The organism is Ramlibacter sp. (assembly GCF_050250995.1).
Lineage (GTDB): Bacteria > Pseudomonadota > Gammaproteobacteria > Burkholderiales > Burkholderiaceae_C > Ramlibacter.
Genome location: NZ_JBFWNP010000072.1, coordinates 1 through 21,492 on the forward strand (window position 1 = coordinate 1; position 21,492 = coordinate 21,492).

A 21,492-nucleotide genomic window follows, 5' to 3' on the forward strand; every position below is an offset into this window, starting at 1 on the left:
TCTCTTGTAATTTTGCAGACGTCGTCTCGCATTTCATTCCGCATCACGTTGCAGCCAACTTCGAACTGGCGTGGCCCGAGGCAGAATCGATCGCAGAGGAAATGCGAGGGAACTACGGCTTAGGCAATGGTCCGCTTCCCAGCAAACAGTTGTTCGCCATGCTTGGGCTCACCAGTCGCGCATTCGACACGTTGAATGCTAGTAGGTCAACGAGGCCGTACGGACTGCGCTTGCGCGAAACTGGAGCTCAGGACAAGGTGATGTTTCACTCGAGACGCCCGAACGCCCGGCGCTTCGAGCTTGCTCGCGCATTGGGCGACGCCGTCAGATACCCCGGCGAAAAAATGGGACCGATGACAGAGACGCGAACGTACAGGCAGCGTTTTCAGCGTGCATTCGCGCAAGCGTTCCTGTGCCCGTTTGAAGGCTTGCGGTCCTATATCGACGCCGAGCGCCCGGAGCTTGATGATATAGAGGCAGCGGCGAGCCACTTCAAGGTCAGTCCACGTGTGATCCTCAACATACTGGTCAACAAGAGATCCATCTCACGAGCGGAATATCGGCGCCTCCAGAGAGACTTGACAGCAGAGTGGATAGCCGGGACGAGCGCGGAGCAATGATCCGCATGGTTCACAGGACCGCCGACTGCTGGTTCCGGTGGCAACCTCTTCACACCTGCATGTTCATGATGTCGCTATAGGCCGACACCAGCCGGTTCCTCACGTGGAGCGCGGACTGGAAGCCGATCTGCGACTTCTGCATCGCCACCATCGCCTGCTCGAGGCTCACGCTTGACGGGTCCGACTGGAACCCTTCGGCCAGCGACGCCGCCTGCGCCTGCGAGGCGCTCACGTTGCGCAGCGCGGCGTCGAATGCGGCGGCGAAGGACGGCGCCGAGGGCGACCCGATCGACCCGATGGACGCCCCGCCACCCAGCGGCAGGGAAGCCGCCTTCGACTGCGCCGCGGCGTTGCGCTTCAGGGCATCGGCCAGCGAGGCCGGGAGGCCGGAGGTGACGGGAGTGATCGCCATGCCAGCACTCTAGGACGCATGCGCCTCGGCCAGCCGCGCGAATAGCGCGCGAATTCGCCCGCATATCCGCGCACGGCGCGGCGCGCATCGGGCCAAGAATCCGGGGGTCGACCTCGCACGCCCCATGGACCATCCAATGCCCGCCGCCGCACCGCTCGCCGTCAGCGCGCCCCCGACCGCTCCGCTGCCCCTCCCCGCGCCTTTCGGCCGGCTCCTGCAGCTGCCCACGCGCAGCCTCGTCGCGCTCGGCGTTGCGATCGCGATGCTCACGGGCCTGATCTGGTACGGCCTCGCCGCGAGCCGCGAGCCGCAGTGGCGCATCCTGTACGCCAGCGTGAGCGACAAGGACGGCGGCGCGATCATCGCCGCGCTCGCGCAGCTGAACGTTCCGCACAAGTACAGCGAAGGCGGCGCGGCCATCCTCGTGCCCGCGGACAAGGTCCACGACGTCAGGCTCAAGCTCGCCTCGCAAGGACTGCCGCGCGGCGGCACCGTCGGCTTCGAACTGGTGGAGAACCAGAAGTTCGGCACCACGCAGTTCCAGGAACGCCTCAACTTCCAGCGCGGGCTCGAAGGCGAACTCGCGCGCTCGATCATGGCGCTCGCGGCCGTGGAGTCCGCGCGGGTCCACCTCGCGCTGCCGCCGCAGACCGCCTTCATGCGCGAGCAGCAAAAGCCCTCGGCCTCGGTGCTGCTGCAACTCCACGCCGGGCGCACGCTCGACCGGGGCCAGGTGGCCGGCATCGTCCACCTCGTGGCCTCGAGCGTGCCCGAGCTGCAGCCCCGCGCGGTGAGCGTGGTCGACCAGACCGGAACGCTCCTGTCGCAGGCGCCCGGCGAGTCCGCGCCCAACGGCCTCGACGCGCCGCAGCTGCACTACCTGCGCCAGACCGAGCAGTCGCTCGCGCAGCGCATCATCCATATCCTCGAACCCATCGTGGGCCCGGGCAACGTGAAGGCGCAGATCACCGCCGACATGGACTTCACGACGAGCGAATCGACCGCGGAGCAGTACGGGCCCAACCAGGGCAGCTCGCCCGCATCGGTGCGCAGCCAGCAGCTCTCCGAGGCGCCGGGCAATGGCAACGGCGGCGCGGCGGGCGTGGGCGGCGTGCCGGGCGCGCTGGCGAACCAGCCGCCCGCCACGCCGACGTCGCCCGTGAACGGCGCGCCGCAGGCCATCGCGGCCACGGCCGTCGGCGGGGGCGGCGGCGTGAAGCGCGACGCCATCACCAACTACGAAGTGGACAAGACCGTGAAGGTCGTGCGCAACGCGACCGGCATCGTGAAGCGCCTGAGCGCCGCCGTCATCGTCAATCACCTCGGCGCGGCCGGCGGCAAGCCGCAGGCGCTGCCCGCGCAGCAGATGGAGCAGATCAACGCGCTGGTGCGCGAGGCCATCGGCTTCAGCAAGGACCGCGGCGATTCGGTGCAGGTCGTGAACGCCGCGTTCTCCGCCACCGCCTTGCCCAAGGCATCGGAGCTGCCGCTGTGGAAGCAGCCCGAGGTGCTGGAGATCGTGCGCAGCGTCGGCCCCTGGCTCGCGCTGCCGATGATGGCGCTGATCGTCGTTCTCGGCCTCGTGCGCCCCGCGATGAAGGCGGCGCGCGCGACGACGGGGGGCGAGCCGCGCCTGCTCGAGACCCGCGTCCACGACGCCATCCCCCTGCCGGATCCGGTGTCGACGACAACGACGGTGGAAGCCATGCCCGCCGGCTTGCCCGGTCCGACGGGATTCGCCGATGCGCAACCGGCGCCTCGCGTGCAGTCGCGTGACTCGCAGCTCGAAGGCATCCGCCAGCTTGCGCAGCAGGACCCGGCGACGGTCGCGAACGTCGTGCGCACCTGGGCCAAGGCCCCCGCCTAGGAGGAATGGAACGATGGCCACAGCCACATCCACACCCGCCGCGGATGCCGGCATCGAAGCCGGCGCGATCCTGTTGCTCGCGCTCGGCGAAGACTGTGCCGCGCAAGTGCTCAAGCACCTGTCGCCGCGCGAAGTCGAGCGCCTCGGCGAACGCATGGCCGGCCTCACCTCGGTGGGCGACGAGCAGTTCGACGACGTGCTCGCGCGCTTCTCGGGGGCCGTGGACTCGCAGCGTTCGCTCGTCGGCGACACCGGCGCCTACGTGAGCAACGTGCTCAAGCTCGCGCTCGGCGACGACAAGGCCGGCATGCTGCTCGAGCGCATCGTGCACGAGCGCGAGCCGACCGGCATCGAGAGCCTGCGTTGGATGGATGCCGAAACCATCGCCGACATCGTCCGTGCCGAGCATCCGCAGATCGTGGCGACCGTGCTGGTGCATCTGGAGCGCGACCAGGCGGGCCGCGTGCTCGCCTCGCTCGACGAGAGCGTGCGCCACGACGTCGTGCTTCGCATCGCCACGCTGGAGACCATCGACCCGAACGCGCTTAAGGAACTCGACGAGGTGCTTGCGCGGGCCATGGCCGGCGGCGCGCGCACGCGCAAGACGGCGCTGGGCGGCGCGAAGGCGGCGGCGGAGATCCTCAACGTGATGGGCGGCGGCAGCGAAGCCGGCGTGCTCGAAGCCGTGCGCGAGGCGGACGCGGACCTCGCCACGAAGATCGAGGAGCAGATGTTCACCTTCGCCGACCTGCTGAAGCTCGACAACAAGGGCATGCAGCGCCTGCTGCGCGACGTGGGCGGCGAGCAGCTCGTCGTTGCGCTCAAGGGCGCGGAGCCCGAGATGCGCGAACACGTCTTCGCGAACATGAGCTCGCGCGCGGCCGAGACGCTGCGCGAGGACCTCGAGTCGCGCGGACCCGTGCGACTGTCGGAAGTGGAGGCGCAGCAGAAGGAAGTGCTGAAGGTCGCGCGGCGGCTGGCCGACGAAGGCGAGCTGACGATCGCAGGGGGAGGCGATGCGGACTTCGTTTGAAGCGGCGGCGATCGCGTCGCCCCCCGCCGCGAGCGCCCCGGCGTCCAGCCGCATCATCGCCGCCGAGTCGCTGCGCGGCGTGGCCCCCTTCGACCTCACCGAACTGCCGGGCGCCCCGAGCGAGCCGAGCCGCCGCCTCACCGCGCGCGACCTGTCGAACGAGACGGCCCGCGCCGCCTACGCGCTCGGCCGTCGCCGCGGCTTCGACCAGGGCGCGCGGCTCGGCTTGAACCAGGGCTACAGCGAGGGATCGCAGGCGCTGGAGGACTTCCGGTCCCGCACCGCGGCCGACGCGGCCGTGCAGATGCGGGAAGTGCTGGGCGCGTTCCGCGCGGAGATGGCGGCGCTCGAATCGCAGGTGGCGAGCGACCTCGTCTCGCTCGCCATCGACATCGCGCGCCAGGTGCTGCGCCGCGAGCTGCGGCAGGGCGCGCACGCGCTGCTGCCCGCCGCGTGCGAGGCGCTGCGCGCGCTCGGCGAGAACGCGTCGCAGGTCGAGCTCTTCCTGCACCCGGACGCCGCGGCCGTGCTGCAGGCGCCGCTCGAAGGCGAGGCCGGTTGCCGCATCGTCGCCGACCCCGCACTGCCGCCCGACGGCTGCCGCGCCGAAGCCGACACCGGCGTCGCCGAGGCGGGCTTCGAGACCCGCTGGCAGGCGGTCATGGCGACCCTCGGGCGCGACGAAGAGCCGTTGCCGTGAACGTGGACCTGCACTCGCCATCCAACGCCGCGTCGACCGCGCCCGCGGGCGCCGCCTCGCGCCTCGCCGCCCACGTGCGCGCGCATGGCGCGTTGCTGGCGCACGACGTGCCGCTCGCCGTGTCCGGCCGCCTCGTCCGCGTCTCGGGCCTCGTCATGGAGGCGACCGGCCTGCGCCTGCCGCTCGGCAGCGTGTGCCGCGTCCACGACGGCCACAACAGCACCGAGGCCGAGGTCGTCGGGTTCGCACGGGGTCACCTGCACCTCATGCCCACCGGCGACATCCAAGGCCTCTCGCCCGGTGCGCTCGTCGAGCCGCTGCGCTATCCGTTCGAGGGCTTGCACTATCGCGGCGTCGCGCCGGCCGCCGACGGCCGCATCGCGCACCTGCGCCGCCTGCCGATGGGCGACGCGCTGCTCGGCCGCGTGGTGGACCCCTCGGGCGCGCCGCTCGATGGACACGGCCCGCTCCGAGGCACGCGCAGCGAGCCGCTCGTGCGCCCGCCGATCAACGCGATGGACCGCGAACCCGTGCGCGAGCCGCTCGACGTCGGCGTGCGCGCGATCAACGCCATGCTGACCGTGGGACGCGGACAGCGGCTCGGCCTCTTCGCCGGCTCGGGCGTCGGCAAGAGCGTGCTCATGGGCATGATGGCGCGCTACACGCAGGCCGACGTGACCGTGGTCGGGCTCGTCGGCGAGCGTGGCCGCGAGGTGAAGGAATTCGTCGAGGACATCCTCGGCGAGGAAGGCCTCGCGCGCGCCGTCGTCGTGGCCGCGCCCGCCGACCTGCCGCCGCTCATGCGCATGCAGGGCGCGGCCTACGCGACATCGCTCGCCGAGCATTTCCGCGATCGCGGCAAGAACGTGCTGCTGCTCATGGACTCGCTCACGCGCTACGCGATGGCGCACCGCGAGATGGCGCTCACGCTCGGCGAGCCGCCCGCGACGAAGGGCTATCCGCCCTCGGTCTTCGCGCGGCTGCCGCAGCTCGTGGAGCGCACGGGCAACGGCCTGCACGGCTGCGGCTCGATCACCGCGTTCTACACGGTGCTGACGGAAGGCGACGACCAGCAGGACCCCATCGCCGACAACGCGCGCGCGATCCTCGACGGCCACATCGTGCTGTCGCGCGCCATCGCCGAGCAGGGGCACTACCCCGCCATCGACATCGAGCAGTCGATCTCGCGCGTGATGCACAACGTGTCGGGCGACGACGACCTGCGCTTCGCCCGCGCGCTGAAGGCGCTGTATGCGCGCTACCAGCGCAATCGCGACCTGATCGCCGTGGGCGCCTACGTGCCCGGGTCCGATCCGCAGACCGACCTCGCGGTGCGTCTCTACCCGCGCATCGCGGCCTTCCTGCAGCAGGACATGCGCGAGGGCGCGCCGCTGGCGGCAAGCCGTGCGGCGCTGGCGGCGCTGGTTGCCGAGGCGGAGATCGCATGAGCCGCCGGGCCGCCCCAAGGCTCATGGCCCCGCAGCGCGCAGCGCGGAGGGAAGTCCGATGAGCCTTGACCGCACCCTGCCACTGCTCATCGAGCGCGCCGTGGCCGCGCGCGACCGCGAAGCCCAGGCGCTTGCGCAGACGCAGAGGCGCGAAGCCGCCGCGGCCGAACGCGGCGAGCAACTGTGCAATTACCGCGTCCAGTACCTGGCGCGCTCGCCGGCCGCAACGGGCGCGTCCGTGAGCGGCGATGCGCTCGCGAGCCGCCAGCGGTTCATCGCGAAACTCGACGAAGCCTTGGCGATCCAGAAGGACGACTTGTCGATGCGCGCGCGCGAGACCGCGGCGCAGCACGCGCGCCTGCTGCAATGCCAGCAGGCGCTCCTCGCGCTGCAGACGCTGCAGCGGCGGCGCGAGGCGCAGCGCGACCTGCGCCTCGCCCGCGGCGCGCAGCGCGAAGCCGACGAATTCGCCGCCCGCGCCTTGCAGCGCGCACGCAGGGAGCATTCCTCATGATGACGACATCCGCGAGCCTCCTGGCTCGCATGACCCATTCCGCTTCGAACACCGCGAGCGCGGCAGGCGCTGCCACGGGGGACGCGAACGCGGACGCCGGCGTGGCCGAGCCGGGGGACACGTTCGGCGCGTTGCTGCAGGGCCTCGGCGAAGCGCTCGCGGTCGATGCGCCGTCCACCTCTCCCGACGCGCTGGCGGCCGAGGATGCGCCGACATGCATCCCGATGGAAGCAAGCGCGATCCCGATTGCCGCGGAGCCCGCCGCGGCTGCGACCGCGGCAGGCACCGCGCCGGGAGTACCGCCGACGGTGGCGTCGCCCTTGTCCCCGGCGCAACTGCTCGCGCTGGCGAGCGTCCCCGCCGGCGGATCGGGCGGCACGGCGTCCACGCTCCCGCAAGATGCAGCGTCCACGGGCGGCGAATGCAGCGGCGTGGCGGCGGCGTCCACTTCGGGCCCGGCCGATCGCCCGCAGACGAGCACGCGGCCCCGCATTGCGCCGGGCCCCGACGGACACCCGGGCATCGCACAGGATGCCGACACGAACACGGCCCGGCCTTCGGCGCCGAGCGTCGCCGGCAACGATTTCGCCGCCGCACGCGAAGCAGGAACGACGGGTCGCGGGCCGGAGTCGAGCGAAGCAGCCGCCTCGGCCCTGCACCCGGGCGCCGCGCACGGCCCTTCGCTGCCGCACGCCGCCGCGGTCGCGAACGCGAACGCGCTCCCGGACGCATCGGCGACGCCGGCCGCGCCCGCTCACCGCGCCGCGCTCTTCGCACACCCCCTCGACGCCGCCTTCCCCGGCGAGCTCGCGAGCGAGGTGCGCCTGCTCGTCGCGGGCGGCGTGCAAACGGCCGAGCTGCGCCTGAACCCGGCGGAACTCGGCCCGATCCGCATCGAGCTCGCGCTGAGCGAGGGGCGCGCGGACATGAGCTTCGCCGCCGCGAGCGAGACCACGCGCGCCGGCATCGCGCAGGCGCTGCCGGCCTTGCGCGAGATGCTGGCCGAAGGCGGCCTCTCCCTCGGCGACGCCGGCATCGGCGCGGGGGCTCACGCGCACGACGGACACGCGCAGCAGCGGGCGGCCCAGGCTTCGGCGAGCCATGCCCATCGACAGGGCGGCGGCCAGGAGGACGGCGCCACCGATCCGGGCTCGGCCGGCGCCGTCGCGCGCGCCGCATCGCCGGGCGCCGGTCGCGGCATGCTCGACCTCTACGCCTGAGGCAAAGGCCGGGGAAGCCGCGGCGAATGAGCCGCGTTTTCCCCGCGCTTATCGCGCCTTTCGCCGCGCGCGCCGCTGCCCACAATGCAAGGCATCCAGGAGCCCCTCCCATGTCCGCAGCAGCAGCAGCAGCCCCCGCCCCGGCGAAGAAACTCTCGACCTCCAAGCTGGTCATCGTCCTCGCCGCCGTGGCCGTCTCCGGCGCCGTCGGCGGCGTGAGCGCGTGGTTCCTCATGGGCCGCGGCGCGGCCCATGCCGAAGCGAAAGTGGAGGAGAAGAAGCCGCGCAAGTCGGTCTTCACCACGCTCGAGCCCTTCACCGTCAACCTCCAGGACGCGCGCGGCGAACGCTTCGCGCAGATCGGCGTGACGATCGAGCACGACGACCCGGCGATCGAAGTGCAGATCAAGGACCGCCTGCCCGCCGTGCGCAACGACATCCTGCTGCTGATCTCCTCCAAGCAGATCGAGCAGTTGCTGAGCGTGGACGGCAAGCAGCAGCTGGCCGACCAGATCCGCGAGCGGGTGGCGCGCGCCATCGGCGCGGCCGTGCCCGCCGCCGCCGCATCCGGCGCATCCGGCGCATCCGGCGCGAGCGCGAACGCCGGCCCCATCCGCGGCGTGCTCTTCTCGCAATTCATCGTCCAGTAGACCGAGGGACGGACGGTGACGCAATCCCTCTCGCAGGAAGAAGTCGACGCGCTGGTGGACCGCGCGGGCGGCGAGCCCGCGTCGCCCGGCTCCGCGGCCGCGCCCGACGCCTCGGGCGTGCGCGCCTACGACCTCTCGAGCCAGGAACGGATCGTGCGCGGCCGCATGCCCGCGCTCGACAGCGTCCACGAGCACTTCGTGCGCAATCTCGGCGAAGGCATCTTCGGCTTCATGCGGCGGCACGCCGACGTCGCGGCGGCGCCCGTGAAGGTGCAGAAGTTCGGCGACTTCATCGGCAGCGTGACGGCGCCGACGAGCATCAACGTCATGCACGTGCGGCCCCTGCGCGGCGCGGGCCTGCTGATCCTCGAGCCCGCCCTCGTCTTCGCCATCGTCGACGCACTTTTCGGCGGGGCGGCCGGCAAGGGCGGCAAGGCCGCGAACCCGCAGGCGCGCGAGTTCTCGGCCACGGAGCAGCGCATCATCGCGCGCTTCGTGGCCGTGATCTGCGCCGCGTACACGCGGTCGTGGGCGCCCATTCATCCGGTCGAGCTCGAACTGGCGCGCTCCGAGGTCCATCCGCGCTTCGCCAGCGTCGCGACGCCCGCGGAGATGACGATCGCCGCGACCTTCAACGTCCTGTTCGGCGAATCGGGCGGCGCGCTGCACCTGTGCATTCCCTATTCGACCTTCGAGCCGATCCGCGACGTCCTGCACTCGCCGCCGCCCGGCAACACGGCCGCGCCCGACAGCCGCTGGCTCCATCTGCTCACGCAGCAGGTCCAGTCCGCGACCGTCGAACTCGCCGCCGAACTCGCCTACAGCCAGGCCACCGTGCGCGAACTCGTCGCGCTCAAGACGGGCGACTTCATCGAACTCGACCGCGCGCCGACGCTCACCGTGAAGGTGGACAGCGTGCCCGTGTTCGAGTGCGACTACGGCACGCTCGGCGCCCGCTACGGCCTGCGCATCCGCGAATTCCTGACCCAGTCCGCGGCTGCGGCGAGCACGGCCGCAGCCGCGCCTTCCGCCGCCTCCGCATCCGTGTCCGCCTCTGCGTCCGCCTCCCTCTCCGCTTCCGTTCCCGCCCCTGTCTCCCGGAGCCTCACGCCATGAACACCCTCGCCGCCGCCGACATGCCGGCCGCCGCCGCGCCCGACGCGCTTGCCGACGACTGGGAGGCCGCGCTCGCGCAGGCCGAGTCCGAAGGCGGCGGCCTGCCCGCGCAGCCCGCGGCGTCCGCCCTGTTTCCCCGCCTCGACGCGGGCGGCCCCGGCGCGCGCCGCGACGACATCGACCTCGTGCTCGACATCCCCGTGCAGCTCACGGTGGAGCTCGGGCGCACGCGCATCCCGATCAAGCAGATCCTGCAACTGGCGCAGGGCTCGGTGATCGAGCTCGACGCGCTCGCCGGCGAGCCGATGGACGTGCTCGTGAACGGCTTCCTCATCGCCCAGGGCGAGGTGGTGGTCGTCAACGAGAAATTCGGCATCCGCCTCACCGACATCGTCACGCCGTCCGAGCGCATGCGCCGGCTGAACCGCTGAGGGCAGCATCGCGATGGGTTCGTCCACCGCCTCGGCGGCCTCCTCCTTCCTCATGCTCCTGCTGGTGGTGGCGCTCATTCCCGCCGTGCTGTGGGCCGTGAAGCGCCTGCAGAACTTCCGCCCCGGCGGCGCGATGCGCCCGATCGAGATCGCGGGCCAGGTCGCGCTCGGCACGCGCGAGCGCGTGGTGATGGTCCGCATCGAGGGCCGCACGCTGATTCTCGGCGTGACGCCGCAGCAGGTGACGCTGCTCGGCGAAGCATCCGCCAGCGCCCCGGCGCCCGCGAGGCTGCCATGAACGCGCGACGCCTCGTTCCGGGCCTCGCGTGCGCGATCGCCCTGCTCGGCGCGGGCGCCGCGATCGCGCAGTCCACGCCGCTCGGCTTCACCGCGCAGACCGCGGGCAACACCACCACGTACTCGGTGCCGATCCAGACGCTGCTGATCTTCGCGGCGCTTTCGTTCCTGCCGGCCGTGCTGCTGCTCATGACGAGCTTCACGCGGCTCATCATCGTGCTGAGCCTGCTGCGCCAGGCGCTCGGCCTGCAGTCCACGCCGCCCAACCAGGTGCTCGTGGGCCTGTCGCTCTTCCTCACCTTCTTCGTGATGTCGCCGACGCTCGACCGCATCTACGCCGAAGCCTACAAGCCCTACAGCGAGCAGCGCATGCAGTTCGAGGACGCGGTCGCGCGCGGCAGCGAGCCGCTGCGCGCCTTCATGCTCAAGCAGACGCGCGCGGGCGACCTCGCGCTGTTCAACCGCATCGCCGGCCTGCCGGAGAACGGCGCCGCCGCGCAGGCGCCGATGCGAATCCTGGTGCCCGCCTTCATCGCGTCGGAGCTGAAGACCGCGTTCCAGATCGGCTTCATGGTGTTCATCCCCTTCATCGTCATCGACCTCATCGTGGCGAGCGTGCTGATGTCCATGGGCATGATGATGCTGTCGCCGGTGCTGGTGGCGCTGCCGTTCAAGCTGATGCTGTTCGTGCTCGCCGACGGCTGGAACCTGCTGATCGGCTCGCTCGTCGCGAGTTTCGGAGGCGCGTCGTGACGCCCGAGTCCGTGCTCGCCTTCGGCCGCATGGCTATCGAGATGCTCGTGATGCTGTGCGCGCCCGTGCTGGGGGTTGCGCTCGTCACCGGCCTGGCCGTGAGCCTGTTCCAGGCCGTCACGCAGATCAACGAAGCGACGCTGTCGTTCCTGCCAAAGCTGCTCGCCGTGCTCACCGCGCTGGGCGTGGCCGGGCCGTGGATGATGTCGACGCTCGTCGACTGGCTGCGCCAGGTGATCTCGTCGATCCCGGCCGCCGTGGGCTGAAGGCGCGGGCCGCCCATGGTCACCTTCAGCCAGGTGCAGCTCGACGCGTGGCTGGCCGGCTTCCTGCTGCCCTTCCTGCGCGTGCTCGCGCTGTTCACCGCCGCGCCGATCCTGTCGCATCGCTCGGTGCCGATGCGCGTCCGGGTCGCCGCGTCGGGGGTGATCGGCTTCGCCATCGCGCCGTTCGCGGGCGTGCCCGCGGGCCTGTCGCTCGCCTCCGCGAGCGGCCTCGGGCTGGTCGCGCAGCAGGTGCTCATCGGCCTCGTGCTCGGCTTCGCCGCGCGCCTGCTGTTCGCCGTGTTCGAGATCGCGGGCGAACTCGTCGGCCTGCAGATGGGCTTCTCGTTCGCGGGCTTCTTCGATCCGCACGGCGGCACCGAGTCGCCCGTGGGCAGCTGGCTGCACACGCTCGCGCTCATGCTGTTCGTGGCGCTCGACGGCCACCTGGCCCTGATCGACGCCCTCGTGGCCACCTTCCGCACGCTGCCGATCGCGGGCGATCCGATGGCGGCACTGCGCCTCGTCCGGCTCGATGCGCTCGGCGCGGAGGTGTTCCGGCTCGCGCTCGTGCTGGCGCTGCCGGCCACGATGCTGATGCTGTTCGTCAACCTCGCGCTCGGCTTCGTCTCGCGCGTCGCGCCCCAGCTGAGCCTGTTCTCCATCGGCTTTCCGGTCACGCTGCTGGTCGGACTCGGCGCGCTGGCGGCCGGCGTGCCGCACATCCTGCCGGTGTTGAACGAGGGGCTGCGTGCGTTCCTCGCGCCGCTGCGATGACGCGGAACAGGCGGCGGGACAGGCTGCTTTTCCGCGCTCGCCTTCGCGCGAACGCCGCTAAGGTGAGAGGCTGAAGGAGGACGCATGCGCGTACTGGTCATCGAGGACTCGGAGCTGGACTACGAAGTGCTGCTGGCGATGCTGGCGGCGCAGGGGCTGCCCGTGACCGCCGTGCGCGTCGAGACCGCCGACGACGTCGCCCGCCGGCTGAACGAAGAGGCCTGGGACCTCGTCATCTCCGACCACCACCTGCCGGGCTTCACGAGCGCGGACGCGCTGGCGCTGGTGCGCGCGCTGCCCGCGCCGCCGCCTTTCATCATCGTCTCGGGCGTGATCGGCGAGGACGCCGCCGTCGCCGCGATGCGCCGTGGCGCCGACGACTACCTCATCAAGGGCCGCCTCGCGCGCCTGGGCATGGCCGTGCGCAATGCGACCTCGGCCGCACGGGCGCGGCGCGAGAGCGCGGAGGCGCAGGCGCAGCTCGCCCGCTCGCGCGAGCAGTTGCGCCACCTGTCGCAACGCACGCAGACCGCGCTCGACGAAGAGCGCGCCGCGATCGCGCGCGAAGTCCACGACGAAGTGGGCGGCACGCTGACGGCGATCCGCTTCGAACTCGAAGCCCTGTCGCGCCACGTCGATGGCCCGCAGTCCGAGCGCCTGGGCCGCACGCGCGCGTCGCTCGCTCAGGCGATCGAGGCCACGCAGCGCATCCTCCACAATCTTCGCCCGCCCGCGCTCGACGCCGGGCTCGCGCACGCGCTCGAGTGGCAGGTGCGCCAGTTCCGCCAGCGCATGCCGGAGATCGACATCGACTTCCAGGCCGGCACGCCCGCGCGCGAGCCCGAAACGCCGATCGCGCTCGCCTTCTACCGCACGTGCCAGGAGGCGCTGACCAACATCGCCAAGCACGCGCGCGCGCGCCGCGTGACGGTGGACCTGCACTACGGCGGCCGCATCGCGTCGCTGGAAGTCAGCGACGATGGCTGCGGACTCGACGCATCGTCGCTGCGCAAGCCCGGCTCGCTGGGCCTGCTCGGCCTGGCCGAACGGGCGCGCGCGGCGGGCGGCGCGCTCGACATCTCCAGCCTCGCGGGGCGCACGACGCTCATGATGTGGCTGCCGGTGCAGCCGGAGGCCGCGCGATGACGCGCCTGATCCTGGTCGACGACCACGGCCTCATCCGCCGCGGCATGCGCGACGCGCTTCGCGAACACGGCTTCGTCGTCGCGGGCGAGGCCGGGAGCTGGGAGGAAGCCGTGCCGCTGCTGGACACCGTGCCCTGCGACGTGCTGCTGCTCGACATCAACCTGCCCGGCCTCTCGGGGCTCGACGCGCTGGAGGCCATGCGAGCGCGCGCCACGCCGCCGCGCGCGCTCGTGGTGTCGATGCACCCCGAGGATCCGTATGCGCTGAAGGCCTTGCGCGCCGGCGCGTCCGGCTATGTCTGCAAGTCGGCCGACACGACCGTGCTGGCTTACGCCATCCAGACCGTGGCGCGGGGGCGCAAGTTCATCTCGCCGGAGATCGCCGCGCTGCTTGCGGAGCAACTCACGGCGCAGGCGGCGCCCGCGGGCGACCGGCTTTCGCAACGCGAGCGGCAGTTGCTGAGCGCCTTCGGCGCCGGGCTTCCGCTGGCCGAAGTCGCGACGCAACTCGCCTTGCCCGCGAAGACCCTGGCGGTCTATCGCGCACGCCTGATGGAAAAGCTGAAGCTGGCCACGGCGGCCGAGCTGGCGCAGTACGCGGCGCGGATGCAGGCCTGAGGGAGACCGGCGCGGCATCCGCGCCAACGATGCCGCTGGCCGGCTTCAACCCGCCAGCGCCGCCAGCGTCGACGCCGTGCGCGCCTCGACCTCCGGCCAGTGCTCCATCGCCTCGTCCCAGCGGCCGCCGCGCAGGCACTGCTCGAGGCTGCGCGTCGACACGGCCAGGCCCGCGTCCTGCATCATCGCGGCCGATCCGGCGATCTTGTGCGCGATCGACGTCGCCTCGTCCAGCCGACCGCCGAAGAAGGCGTCGCGCAGGCGGGCGGCCTGGTCGCCGAGCGACTGCCGGTAGATGGCCACCATTCGCCCGCGCGACGCGGCCGGAAGCGCGTCGAGCAGTCGCATCATGCCTTCATGCATGGCGGCCTCCTTCGCCGAGCACGTCGGCGACGAGGCTGCACATCGCCTCGATGCCGCGCGGCTTGTCGAACAGGTGCGTCACGCCGAGGGCGCGCGCGCTCTCGCGCAGTTCGTCCGTCAGGTAGCCGGAGGCCAGCACGACCGGCAGTTCCGGCCGCAGGCGCCGCGCGTCGGCGGCGACTTCGAGGCCGGAGCGGCCCGGCATGTTGTAGTCCGTGATGAGCAGGTCGGCATCGCCCGCATGGGTCTGCAGCCAGTCGAGCGCCGCGTGCGCGTCCTCGAAGCCGGTCACGCGAAAGCCCTGGGCTTCGAGCGTCGCCTTCATCATGAAGACCATGGCCGGGTAGTCGTCGAGGTACACGATATGCCGGCCCCGGCCTTCGCACGGCGGCGCGACGGCGCGCGGCACGGCCGCTGCGCCCGCTGCAGGCGTGCAGGCGATGGCCGCTGGCGCGCGGGCAAGCGGCAGGTAGACGTCGAACGTGGTGCCCGCGCCCCGGCGGCTGCGCACTTCGATGCGGCCGCCGTGGCCGCGCACGATGCCGTGGACCACCGGCAGGCCGAGGCCCGTCCCTTCGCCCTTTGCCTTGGTCGTGAAGAAGGGCTCGAAGATGCGCTGCTGCGTGGCGTCGTCCATGCCGCAGCCGTTGTCCGTGACCGAGAGGCACGCCTCCGCGCCGCGCGCGTCCAGCGCGATCCGCACGTTGCCGGGATGGCTGCCGAGCGCCTGCCAGGCGTTCGTGCCGAGATTCATGAGGACCTGGCTGATCTGCGCGGCGTCGACGTCGGCGTACAGCGGCGATTCGGCGAGCCGCGCCGTGACTTCGATGCCCGAGGGCAGCGTGGCGCGCAGCATCTCCACGCCCTCCTGCACCAGCGGCTGCAGCGGCTGGCAGGTGAACACCGGCGGCTGCTTGCGGCTGAAGGCCATGATGCGCTGTACGACGTCGCGCGCGCGCAGGCCGGCCTTGCCGATCTCCGTCACGAAACGCTTCACGCTCGCCGCGTCGTCCAGGTTCGCGGACGCCAGCGCGGCGTTGCCGAGGATCGCGGCGACGATGTTGTTGAAGTCGTGCGCGATGCCGCCCGCGAGCGTGCCCAGCGCTTCCATCTTCTGCGACTGCCGCAGTTGCGTCTCCAGCGTGCGGCGCGCCTCCTCGGCGGCGATGCCGGCCGACAGGTCGCGCAGCACGATGCAGAACAGTTCGCGCCCGGCCGCCTCCAGGCGCGAGATCGTGGCCTCCGCCCCGAACGACTCCCCGCTGGCGCGCCGCGCCGTGACCGGCAGCGCGCGCACCAGGAGGCGCGGCGAGGCGGCAGGGGTGCGCCCATCGTCCCAGGGATCCGCGCACTGCAGGTAGGCCAGCGCCTGCGGCGCGAAGTGCGCGAGCGAGCGGCCCACGGCGTCGGAGCGCGTGCAGCGCAGCATGACGCTCGCGCTCTCGTTGAAAACCACCACGAGACCCGCGGCGTTGACGGTGATCACGGCATCCATCGCCGAATCGATGATCGCGGCGAGCTGGGCCTCGCTCGCGTTGAGCGCCTGCTCCGCGCGCTTTTCCGCCGTGATGTCGCGCGCGACGCCGCGGTAGCCGCGGAATCGTCCTGCCCGCGTGTACACGGGCTCGCCGCTCAGGAGCACGTACACGCGGCGGCCCGTGGCGTCGCGGTACGACATCTCGAGGTTGCGGAACGCGCGGCGTTCCGCGATGCAGCTGCGATGCGCGTCCCAACCGGCCTCGCCCGCCTTTGCGCCGGGCAGCTCCCAGGGGCGCGTGCCGTGCGACGGCACGGAATGACCGTCGTAGCCGGACGACGCGATGCACAGCGCGAAGGCGTGCGACGCGTCGGTCTCCCAATACCAGTCCGCCGCCAGTTCGACCAGCGACCTCAGAGCGCCTCTCACGGTGAACCCCCTCCTGCGTGTCACGCAAGCGTACGCAGGGGGCCGGAGAGCGAAGCCGCGATGAAGGCGGCAAAAGTGGCTCTGTTCGCGGCGCGGGTCGCGCGTCGCGCTCCGGGACCGGCGGCCTACTTCACCGGCGTCGGCTTCGGCAGCGGGAACCCGCGCTTCTCGGCTTCCGCGCGCAGCAGGTCCGGCCGGTCGGTGACGATGCCGTCCACGCCCCAGTCCATCATCTGGCGCATGCCCGCCGGGTCGTTCACGGTCCAGGCGAGCACCTGCAGGCCGAGCGCCTGCGCTTCCTTCACCTTCTCGGCCGAGAGGTCGCGCCAGAAGCACGACCAGGTATGGCCGCCGGCGGCCTTGATCATCTTCGGCACCGAACCATGGTCCTTCAGCTGGAAGCCCGCCGTCCAGGCGGAGCCCTCGGGCTTGCCGGCGGCGATGTTGTCGATGGAGCTCGGCAACTGCATCGTGAGGTAGACCGTCGGGATGTTCGGCGCCACCTTCTGCACGATCTGGAGCGTGCGCCAGTCGAAGGAGAGGATGGAGACGCGGCTTTCCATGCCCGCGGCCCGCACCGCCGCCAGGATCAGGCGGACGTATTCCTCCGGCGACGCCGTTTCGCCGGGCGCATGGGGCGTGATCTTCGTCTCGATGGCGAAGCGCACCTGGTCGTTGTTCGCGGACTTCACCAGCGCGAAGAGTTCCTCCAGCCGGGGGATGCGGGTGCCGTCCACCGGTTTCTGGTTGGCGAAAGTGCGCCCATAGGCGCTGCCCTCGCGGATGCGGCCGACGTCGTAGCGCGCCATGTCGCTCGCGGTCAGCGAACGGATGGCGGGACCTTTTCGCTCCAGGTACTTCCCGTCGGGCCCGCGCGTGATGTCCGGGTTGAGAAGCGGATCGTGCGACAGGAAAAGCACGTTGTCCTTCGTGATCGCGATGTCGGTCTCGAGGGTCGTTACGCCCACGCCCAGTGCGTAGGCGAAACCGGGCAGGGAGTTCTCGGGGAGCAGCGCACGGGCGCCGCGGTGGGCCTGCAGGTCGAAGGCGCGCTGCGGCGGCGGGGCGGAAGGCGATTGCGCGAGGGCCGCGGTGCAGGTGGCGGCGAAAGCAAGCGCGATGGCGAGCCGGCGTCGTGGGTACATCGTATGTCTCCTTTGTCGTTCGAGAATAAGCGCAAATCCGGTCGCGCGTCGAAGGCGCGGCGCCCTCGCGTTCAATCGACGACCGCGACCGCCTTGACGGCGGCCCACACCGCGATGCCCGGCGACAGGCCCAGCGCATGGACCGCGCGCTTCGTCACGCGCGCCACCAGGCGCTGCCGGCCGCAGGCCAGCCGCACATAGGCCTGCGAGGGCTGCGACGCGTCGGCGATCGCCTCGACCGTGGCCCGCACGTGGTTCTGGATGCTCGTGCCCGTCGGCTCCTCCAGCTGGATGCTCACGTCCCGTGCGTGAACGCGCAGGCGCACCGCCGCGCCGGCCGCCAGGCCGTGGTCGGCGATCCAGAACGAGCCCGCGTCGAACTCGGCGCGCACGAGCCCCCACGCTTCGTCGCGCTCGACGATGCGCGCCGCGACGAGCGCGCCGACGTCGTCGCCCAGCGCCGCGGTCCCGTCGATCGCGGCCAGCAGGTCGGCGGCCGCGCCCGCGGCCCGCACGCGGCCCGCCTCGAGCAGGACGAGCCGATCGCCAAGCCGCGCCGCCTCGTCGGCCGAGTGCGTGACGTAGAGCATGGGCACGCTCAGCTCGTCGCGCATCTTCTCGAGCCAGGGCAGCACCTCCTGCCGGCGCGCGCGGTCGAGCGCGGACAGGGGTTCGTCGAGCAGCAGCAGGCGCGGCTGCGTCGCCAGCGCGCGCGCGATCGCCACCCGCTGCCGCTCGCCGCCGGAGAGCGTCGAGACTTCGCGGGCGAGCAGGTGACCGATGCCGAGCAGACGCACCGCGGCCTCGAGGGCGTCGCGCCCGCCCGGCTTCGCCGCGCGCCTCAATCCGTACTCGAGATTGCCCTGCACGCCGAGATGCTCGAACAGGCTCGCTTCCTGGAAGACGTAGCCCAGCTCGCGCCGCCAGGCCGGGACGTCGATGCGCGCCGCATCGTCGAGCCAGGTCTCGCCACCGATCTCGATGCGGCCCGCGACCGAGCGCTCCAGTCCCGCGACGCAGCGCAGGATGCTGGTCTTGCCGCTGCCCGAGGGGCCGAAGAGCACGGAGATGCCGTGCGCCGGCAGCGCGAGATCGACGTCGAGCGTGAACTCGTCTCGCGCCAGCCGCACGCGCACGCGCAGGTCGGCGCTCACCCCACCACCCTGCCGAAGCGGCGCTTCGCGAGCGAGAGCGCGAGCAGCACGACGAACGAGAAGACCAGCATGCCGCCGGCGAGCCAGTGGGCCTGCGCGTATTCCATCGCCTCGACGTGGCCGTAGATCTGCGTGGACACGACGCGCGTCTTGCCGGGGATGTTGCCGCCGATCATGAGCACGACGCCGAACTCGCCGACGGTGTGCGCGAACGCGAGGATGGCCGCCGTGACGAGCCCTGGCCTCGCGAGGGGCAGCGCCACCGTCACGAAGGCATCGAGCGGGCGCGCGCGCAGCGTGGCCGCGACCTCCATCGGCCGGCGCCCCATCGCCTCGAACGCATGCTGGATCGGCTGCACGGCGAAGGGCAGCGAGAAGATCACCGCACCGACGAGCAGGCCGGTGAACGTGAAGGAGAGCACGCCCCAGCCGAGCGACTGCGTGAGCCGTCCGAGCGGCCCGTGCGGCCCCATGGCCACGAGCAGGTAGAAGCCGAGCACCGACGGCGGCAGCACGAGCGGCAGCGTGACGAGCGCGCTCACCGGCGCACGCCAGCGCGAAGCGGTCTGCGACAGCCACCACGCGAGCGGCGTCGCGATGGCGAGGAGGACGACGGTCGAGAGCGTCGCCAGCGCCAGCGTGAGCCGGATGGCCTGGAGCGCTTCGGGGTCGAGCGGCATGTGCGAACGGGCGTGACCGGGCGGTCAGAGGTCGTAGCCGAAGCCGCGAATGACCGCCCTCGCCTTCTCGCCCTTCAGATAGGCGAGCAGCGCGGCGGCGGCGGGGTTGTCCCGTCCGCTCGCGAGCAACACGGCATCCTGGCGGATCGGCGAGTGCAGGTGCGAGGGAACGATCCAGCCGGAGCCTTGGGCGATGCGCCCCTGCGCAATGACCTGCGAGAGCGCGACGAAGCCGAGCTCCGCGTTCCCGGAGGCCACGAACTGGTAGGTCTGCGCGATGTTCTCGCCCTGCACCAGCTTCGGCCGGGCGGCGGACAGGACGCCGAGCTTTTCCATCGTCTCGACCGCCGCGGCGCCGTAGGGCGCGAGCTTCGGGTTCGCGACGGCAAGCCGCTGCCACGCGCCCGTGCGCAGGACGGCGCCCCGATCGTCGACATAGGCCGCGCGGGAACTCCACAGCACGAGCTTGCCGGTCGCATAGGTGAACCGCGAGCCGGCCACGGCGGCACCCTCGCGCTCCAGCGTCAGCGGCGTCGCATCGTCGGCCGCCAGCAGCACGTGAAAGGGCGCGCCGTTGCGGATCTGCGCGTGGAAGGCGCCCGTGGAGCCGAAGGCCAGCACGGCCTTGTGCCCCGTGTCCGCCTCGAAGTCCTGCGCGATCCGGCGAATCGGCGCCGTGAAGTTGGCGGCGACGGCCACGGCGACCTCGCCGGCATGCGCGGTACCCAGCATCGCGAGCAGCGCAAGTGTGAAAGCCGCGAGCCGGATCATGGTTTGCGCCGTGGGTCGAAACAGGACATGGCGAGTGTACCGATGCACCGGCGGCTGGCCTCTGCAGCCGCCCGCATCGCGAAGCCTTGACCCACCTCAAACGGCGCGGCGTCCCGCTTCCTAGACTGCGGCATGCAGATCCAGTTCCTGGGTGCCACGGGCACCGTCACCGGCTCCAAGTACCTCGTGCAGCACGGCAAGGCGCGCGTCCTCGTGGACTGCGGCCTGTTCCAGGGCTACAAGCAGCTGCGCCTGCGCAACTGGGCCGAACTGCCGGTGAAGCCCGCCGAGATCGATGCCGTCATCCTCACGCATGCGCACATCGACCACAGCGGCTATCTGCCGCTGCTGGTGAAGCAGGGCTTTCGCGGCGTCGCCTATGCCACGTCGGCGACGCGGGACCTCGCGCGCATCATGCTGCCGGACAGCGGCGGGCTGCAGGAGGAAGAAGCGAACTACCTCAACCGGCACCGGCTGAGCAAGCACACGCCGGCGCTTGCGCTGTACACGCGCGAAGACGCGGTGCGCAGCCTCGCACGCGTCGAAGTCGTTCCCTGGGGCAAGACCTGGGAGCCGGTCCCCGGCCTGAAGGCCCGCCTGCGCCGTGCCGGCCACATGCCGGGCGCCGCGTCGGTGCTGCTGGACAACGGCATCTCGTCGCTGCTTTTTTCCGGCGACCTCGGGCGGCCGGCCGACATGCTGATGTGCGCGCCGGACCCGATCGCCGCGGCCGACCGCGTCGTCGTGGAGTCCACCTACGGCGACCGGCTGCATCCGGCCATCGACCCGCTGGAGCAACTGGCGGAGGTCATCAACCGCACCTCGGCCCGCGGCGGCACGCTGATCGTTCCGGCGTTCGCGGTGGGACGGGCGCAGGCGCTGCTGCACATGATCCGGCTGCTCAAGCAACGCGGCTCGATCCACCACCTGCCGGTCTACCTGAACAGCCCGATGGCGCAGGAGGCCACCTCGGTCTTCGTGCGCCACCCGCGGGAGTTGCGCCTCACGCAGGAGGAGTGCGAGGCCCTGCCGCACGCGGCCGAGTACGTGCGCACCCCGGACGAATCGCGCGAACTCAACGCGCGGCGCGGCCCGATGATCATCATCGCGGGCAGCGGCATGGCCACGGGCGGCCGCGTGCTGCATCACATCAAGGCCTTCGCGCCGCACAAGCGCAACACGATCCTGCTCGCCGGCTTCCAGGCCGGCGGGACGCGCGGCGCGTCCCTGGCCGCCGGCGCGACGAGCGTTCGCGTGCATGGCGAAGACGTCCCCGTGCGCTGCGAAGTCGCGCAGCTGTCGTGCGCCTCCGCGCATGCGGATGCGGCGGAGGTCGAGGCCTGGCTTCGCGGGATGACGCATGCGCCGCTGGACACCTTCGTGACGCACGGCGAGCCCGGCGCCGCGGACGCGATGCGTCAGCGCATCGAGCGCGGCCTGCGCTGGCCGGCGACGGTGCCGGAGTACCTCGGGACGTACAAGGCCTAGGAGTGTGGGCGGCAGAAGGGTAGCCCGCGCCCTTCTCCACAGATTCTGAAGCTGTGGCGTTGAATGCGGTGGCGCGCCCCGGACCGGGACAGGGGCGGCCCCTTCCGCGAATGTCCCCCGT

The 21,492-nt window shown here is 71.7% G+C and carries 24 protein-coding genes; 17 read left to right on the forward strand and 7 right to left on the reverse strand.

The window, feature by feature from the left end; translation table 11 throughout:
* Positions 1–620, forward strand: a 620-nt coding sequence (locus AB7E83_RS26240) for an ImmA/IrrE family metallo-endopeptidase (protein WP_428574116.1), incomplete at its 5' end; no start/stop codon positions are given.
* A 49-nt stretch (positions 621–669) separates the two neighbouring features.
* Here the strand turns inward: AB7E83_RS26240 and fliE are convergent.
* Entirely contained in the window at positions 670–1,032 is a 363-nt protein-coding gene (fliE, locus tag AB7E83_RS26245) for a flagellar hook-basal body complex protein FliE (protein WP_428574118.1), read from the reverse strand.
* 136 nt (positions 1,033–1,168) lie between these two features.
* On the opposite strand from fliE, the gene fliF reads away from it, so the two are divergent.
* The 15 genes from fliF (at position 1,169) to AB7E83_RS26320 (ending at position 13,864) form a co-directional block, all read left to right on the forward strand.
* On the forward strand, positions 1,169–2,899 hold the full coding sequence (gene fliF / locus AB7E83_RS26250) for a flagellar basal-body MS-ring/collar protein FliF (RefSeq protein WP_428574120.1): 1,731 nt from the start codon (positions 1,169–1,171) through the stop codon (positions 2,897–2,899).
* Between the two features lie 13 nt (positions 2,900–2,912).
* Entirely contained in the window at positions 2,913–3,932 is a 1,020-nt protein-coding gene (gene fliG / locus AB7E83_RS26255; RefSeq protein WP_428574122.1) for a flagellar motor switch protein FliG, read from the forward strand.
* A complete protein-coding gene (locus AB7E83_RS26260; protein ID WP_428574124.1) occupies positions 3,916–4,632 on the forward strand; it encodes a FliH/SctL family protein in 717 nt (238 codons plus the stop codon). Before fliG ends, AB7E83_RS26260 begins: the two co-directional genes overlap by 17 nt.
* Positions 4,629–6,080 carry a flagellar protein export ATPase FliI gene (fliI, locus tag AB7E83_RS26265; protein WP_428574126.1) on the forward strand — a complete coding sequence of 484 codons (1,452 nt, stop codon included), beginning with the start codon at positions 4,629–4,631 and terminating at the stop codon, positions 6,078–6,080. Before AB7E83_RS26260 ends, fliI begins: the two co-directional genes overlap by 4 nt.
* Before the next feature lie 58 nt (positions 6,081–6,138).
* Complete coding sequence (locus AB7E83_RS26270) at positions 6,139–6,594, forward strand: flagellar export protein FliJ (protein ID WP_428574128.1); 456 nt, start codon at positions 6,139–6,141, stop codon at positions 6,592–6,594.
* Positions 6,591–7,814 carry a flagellar hook-length control protein FliK gene (locus AB7E83_RS26275; RefSeq protein WP_428574130.1) on the forward strand — a complete coding sequence of 408 codons (1,224 nt, stop codon included), beginning with the start codon at positions 6,591–6,593 and terminating at the stop codon, positions 7,812–7,814. The genes AB7E83_RS26270 and AB7E83_RS26275 overlap by 4 nt, the downstream gene beginning before the upstream one ends.
* Positions 7,815–7,924: 110 nt before the next feature.
* A complete protein-coding gene (locus AB7E83_RS26280) occupies positions 7,925–8,464 on the forward strand; it encodes a flagellar basal body-associated FliL family protein (RefSeq protein WP_428574132.1) in 540 nt (179 codons plus the stop codon).
* 15 nt (positions 8,465–8,479) lie between these two features.
* Positions 8,480–9,580, forward strand: coding sequence for a flagellar motor switch protein FliM (gene fliM, locus AB7E83_RS26285; RefSeq protein ID WP_428574134.1), 1,101 nt, complete (start codon positions 8,480–8,482; stop codon positions 9,578–9,580).
* Positions 9,577–10,011: a flagellar motor switch protein FliN gene (gene fliN / locus AB7E83_RS26290; RefSeq protein WP_428574136.1), complete on the forward strand. Its 435-nt coding sequence runs from the start codon at positions 9,577–9,579 to the stop codon at positions 10,009–10,011. Before fliM ends, fliN begins: the two co-directional genes overlap by 4 nt.
* Positions 10,012–10,024: 13 nt before the next feature.
* Positions 10,025–10,309, forward strand: a complete 285-nt coding sequence (fliO, locus tag AB7E83_RS26295) for a flagellar biosynthetic protein FliO (protein ID WP_428574138.1) — start codon at positions 10,025–10,027, stop codon at positions 10,307–10,309.
* Positions 10,306–11,061, forward strand: a complete 756-nt coding sequence (gene fliP / locus AB7E83_RS26300) for a flagellar type III secretion system pore protein FliP (protein ID WP_428574140.1) — start codon at positions 10,306–10,308, stop codon at positions 11,059–11,061. The genes fliO and fliP overlap by 4 nt, the downstream gene beginning before the upstream one ends.
* A complete protein-coding gene (gene fliQ, locus AB7E83_RS26305) occupies positions 11,058–11,327 on the forward strand; it encodes a flagellar biosynthesis protein FliQ (RefSeq protein WP_428574142.1) in 270 nt (89 codons plus the stop codon). The genes fliP and fliQ overlap by 4 nt, the downstream gene beginning before the upstream one ends.
* Positions 11,328–11,342: 15 nt before the next feature.
* The gene (gene fliR, locus AB7E83_RS26310; RefSeq protein WP_428574144.1) at positions 11,343–12,101 is read left to right on the forward strand and encodes a flagellar biosynthetic protein FliR; all 759 of its coding nucleotides are present in this window, start codon (positions 11,343–11,345) and stop codon (positions 12,099–12,101) included.
* Positions 12,102–12,185: 84 nt separating this feature from the next.
* Positions 12,186–13,247, forward strand: coding sequence for a histidine kinase (locus AB7E83_RS26315; protein WP_428574146.1), 1,062 nt, complete (start codon positions 12,186–12,188; stop codon positions 13,245–13,247).
* Positions 13,244–13,864 (forward strand): response regulator, encoded by a 621-nt coding sequence (locus tag AB7E83_RS26320; RefSeq protein ID WP_428574148.1) that lies wholly within the window; start codon positions 13,244–13,246, stop codon positions 13,862–13,864. Before AB7E83_RS26315 ends, AB7E83_RS26320 begins: the two co-directional genes overlap by 4 nt.
* A gap of 45 nt (positions 13,865–13,909) precedes the next feature.
* Here the strand turns inward: AB7E83_RS26320 and AB7E83_RS26325 are convergent, their stop codons facing one another.
* From AB7E83_RS26325 to modA, 6 genes are all read right to left on the reverse strand, one after another.
* Complete coding sequence (locus tag AB7E83_RS26325) at positions 13,910–14,227, reverse strand: Hpt domain-containing protein (RefSeq protein WP_428574150.1); 318 nt, start codon at positions 14,225–14,227, stop codon at positions 13,910–13,912.
* The gene (locus tag AB7E83_RS26330; RefSeq protein ID WP_428574152.1) at positions 14,220–16,133 is read right to left on the reverse strand and encodes a hybrid sensor histidine kinase/response regulator; all 1,914 of its coding nucleotides are present in this window, start codon (positions 16,131–16,133) and stop codon (positions 14,220–14,222) included. The genes AB7E83_RS26325 and AB7E83_RS26330 overlap by 8 nt, the downstream gene beginning before the upstream one ends.
* A gap of 125 nt (positions 16,134–16,258) precedes the next feature.
* Positions 16,259–17,278 carry a glycerophosphodiester phosphodiesterase gene (locus AB7E83_RS26335; RefSeq protein ID WP_428574154.1) on the reverse strand — a complete coding sequence of 340 codons (1,020 nt, stop codon included), beginning with the start codon at positions 17,276–17,278 and terminating at the stop codon, positions 16,259–16,261.
* Between the two features lie 71 nt (positions 17,279–17,349).
* Complete coding sequence (gene modC, locus AB7E83_RS26340) at positions 17,350–18,432, reverse strand: molybdenum ABC transporter ATP-binding protein (protein ID WP_428574156.1); 1,083 nt, start codon at positions 18,430–18,432, stop codon at positions 17,350–17,352.
* A complete protein-coding gene (gene modB, locus AB7E83_RS26345; RefSeq protein ID WP_428574158.1) occupies positions 18,429–19,112 on the reverse strand; it encodes a molybdate ABC transporter permease subunit in 684 nt (227 codons plus the stop codon). Before modB ends, modC begins: the two co-directional genes overlap by 4 nt.
* Before the next feature lie 24 nt (positions 19,113–19,136).
* Complete coding sequence (gene modA / locus AB7E83_RS26350) at positions 19,137–19,883, reverse strand: molybdate ABC transporter substrate-binding protein (protein ID WP_428574160.1); 747 nt, start codon at positions 19,881–19,883, stop codon at positions 19,137–19,139.
* A gap of 132 nt (positions 19,884–20,015) precedes the next feature.
* Between modA and AB7E83_RS26355 the strand changes: the two genes are divergently transcribed.
* Positions 20,016–21,371, forward strand: a complete 1,356-nt coding sequence (locus AB7E83_RS26355) for an MBL fold metallo-hydrolase (RefSeq protein WP_428574162.1) — start codon at positions 20,016–20,018, stop codon at positions 21,369–21,371.
* Positions 21,372–21,492 lie beyond the last annotated feature (121 nt).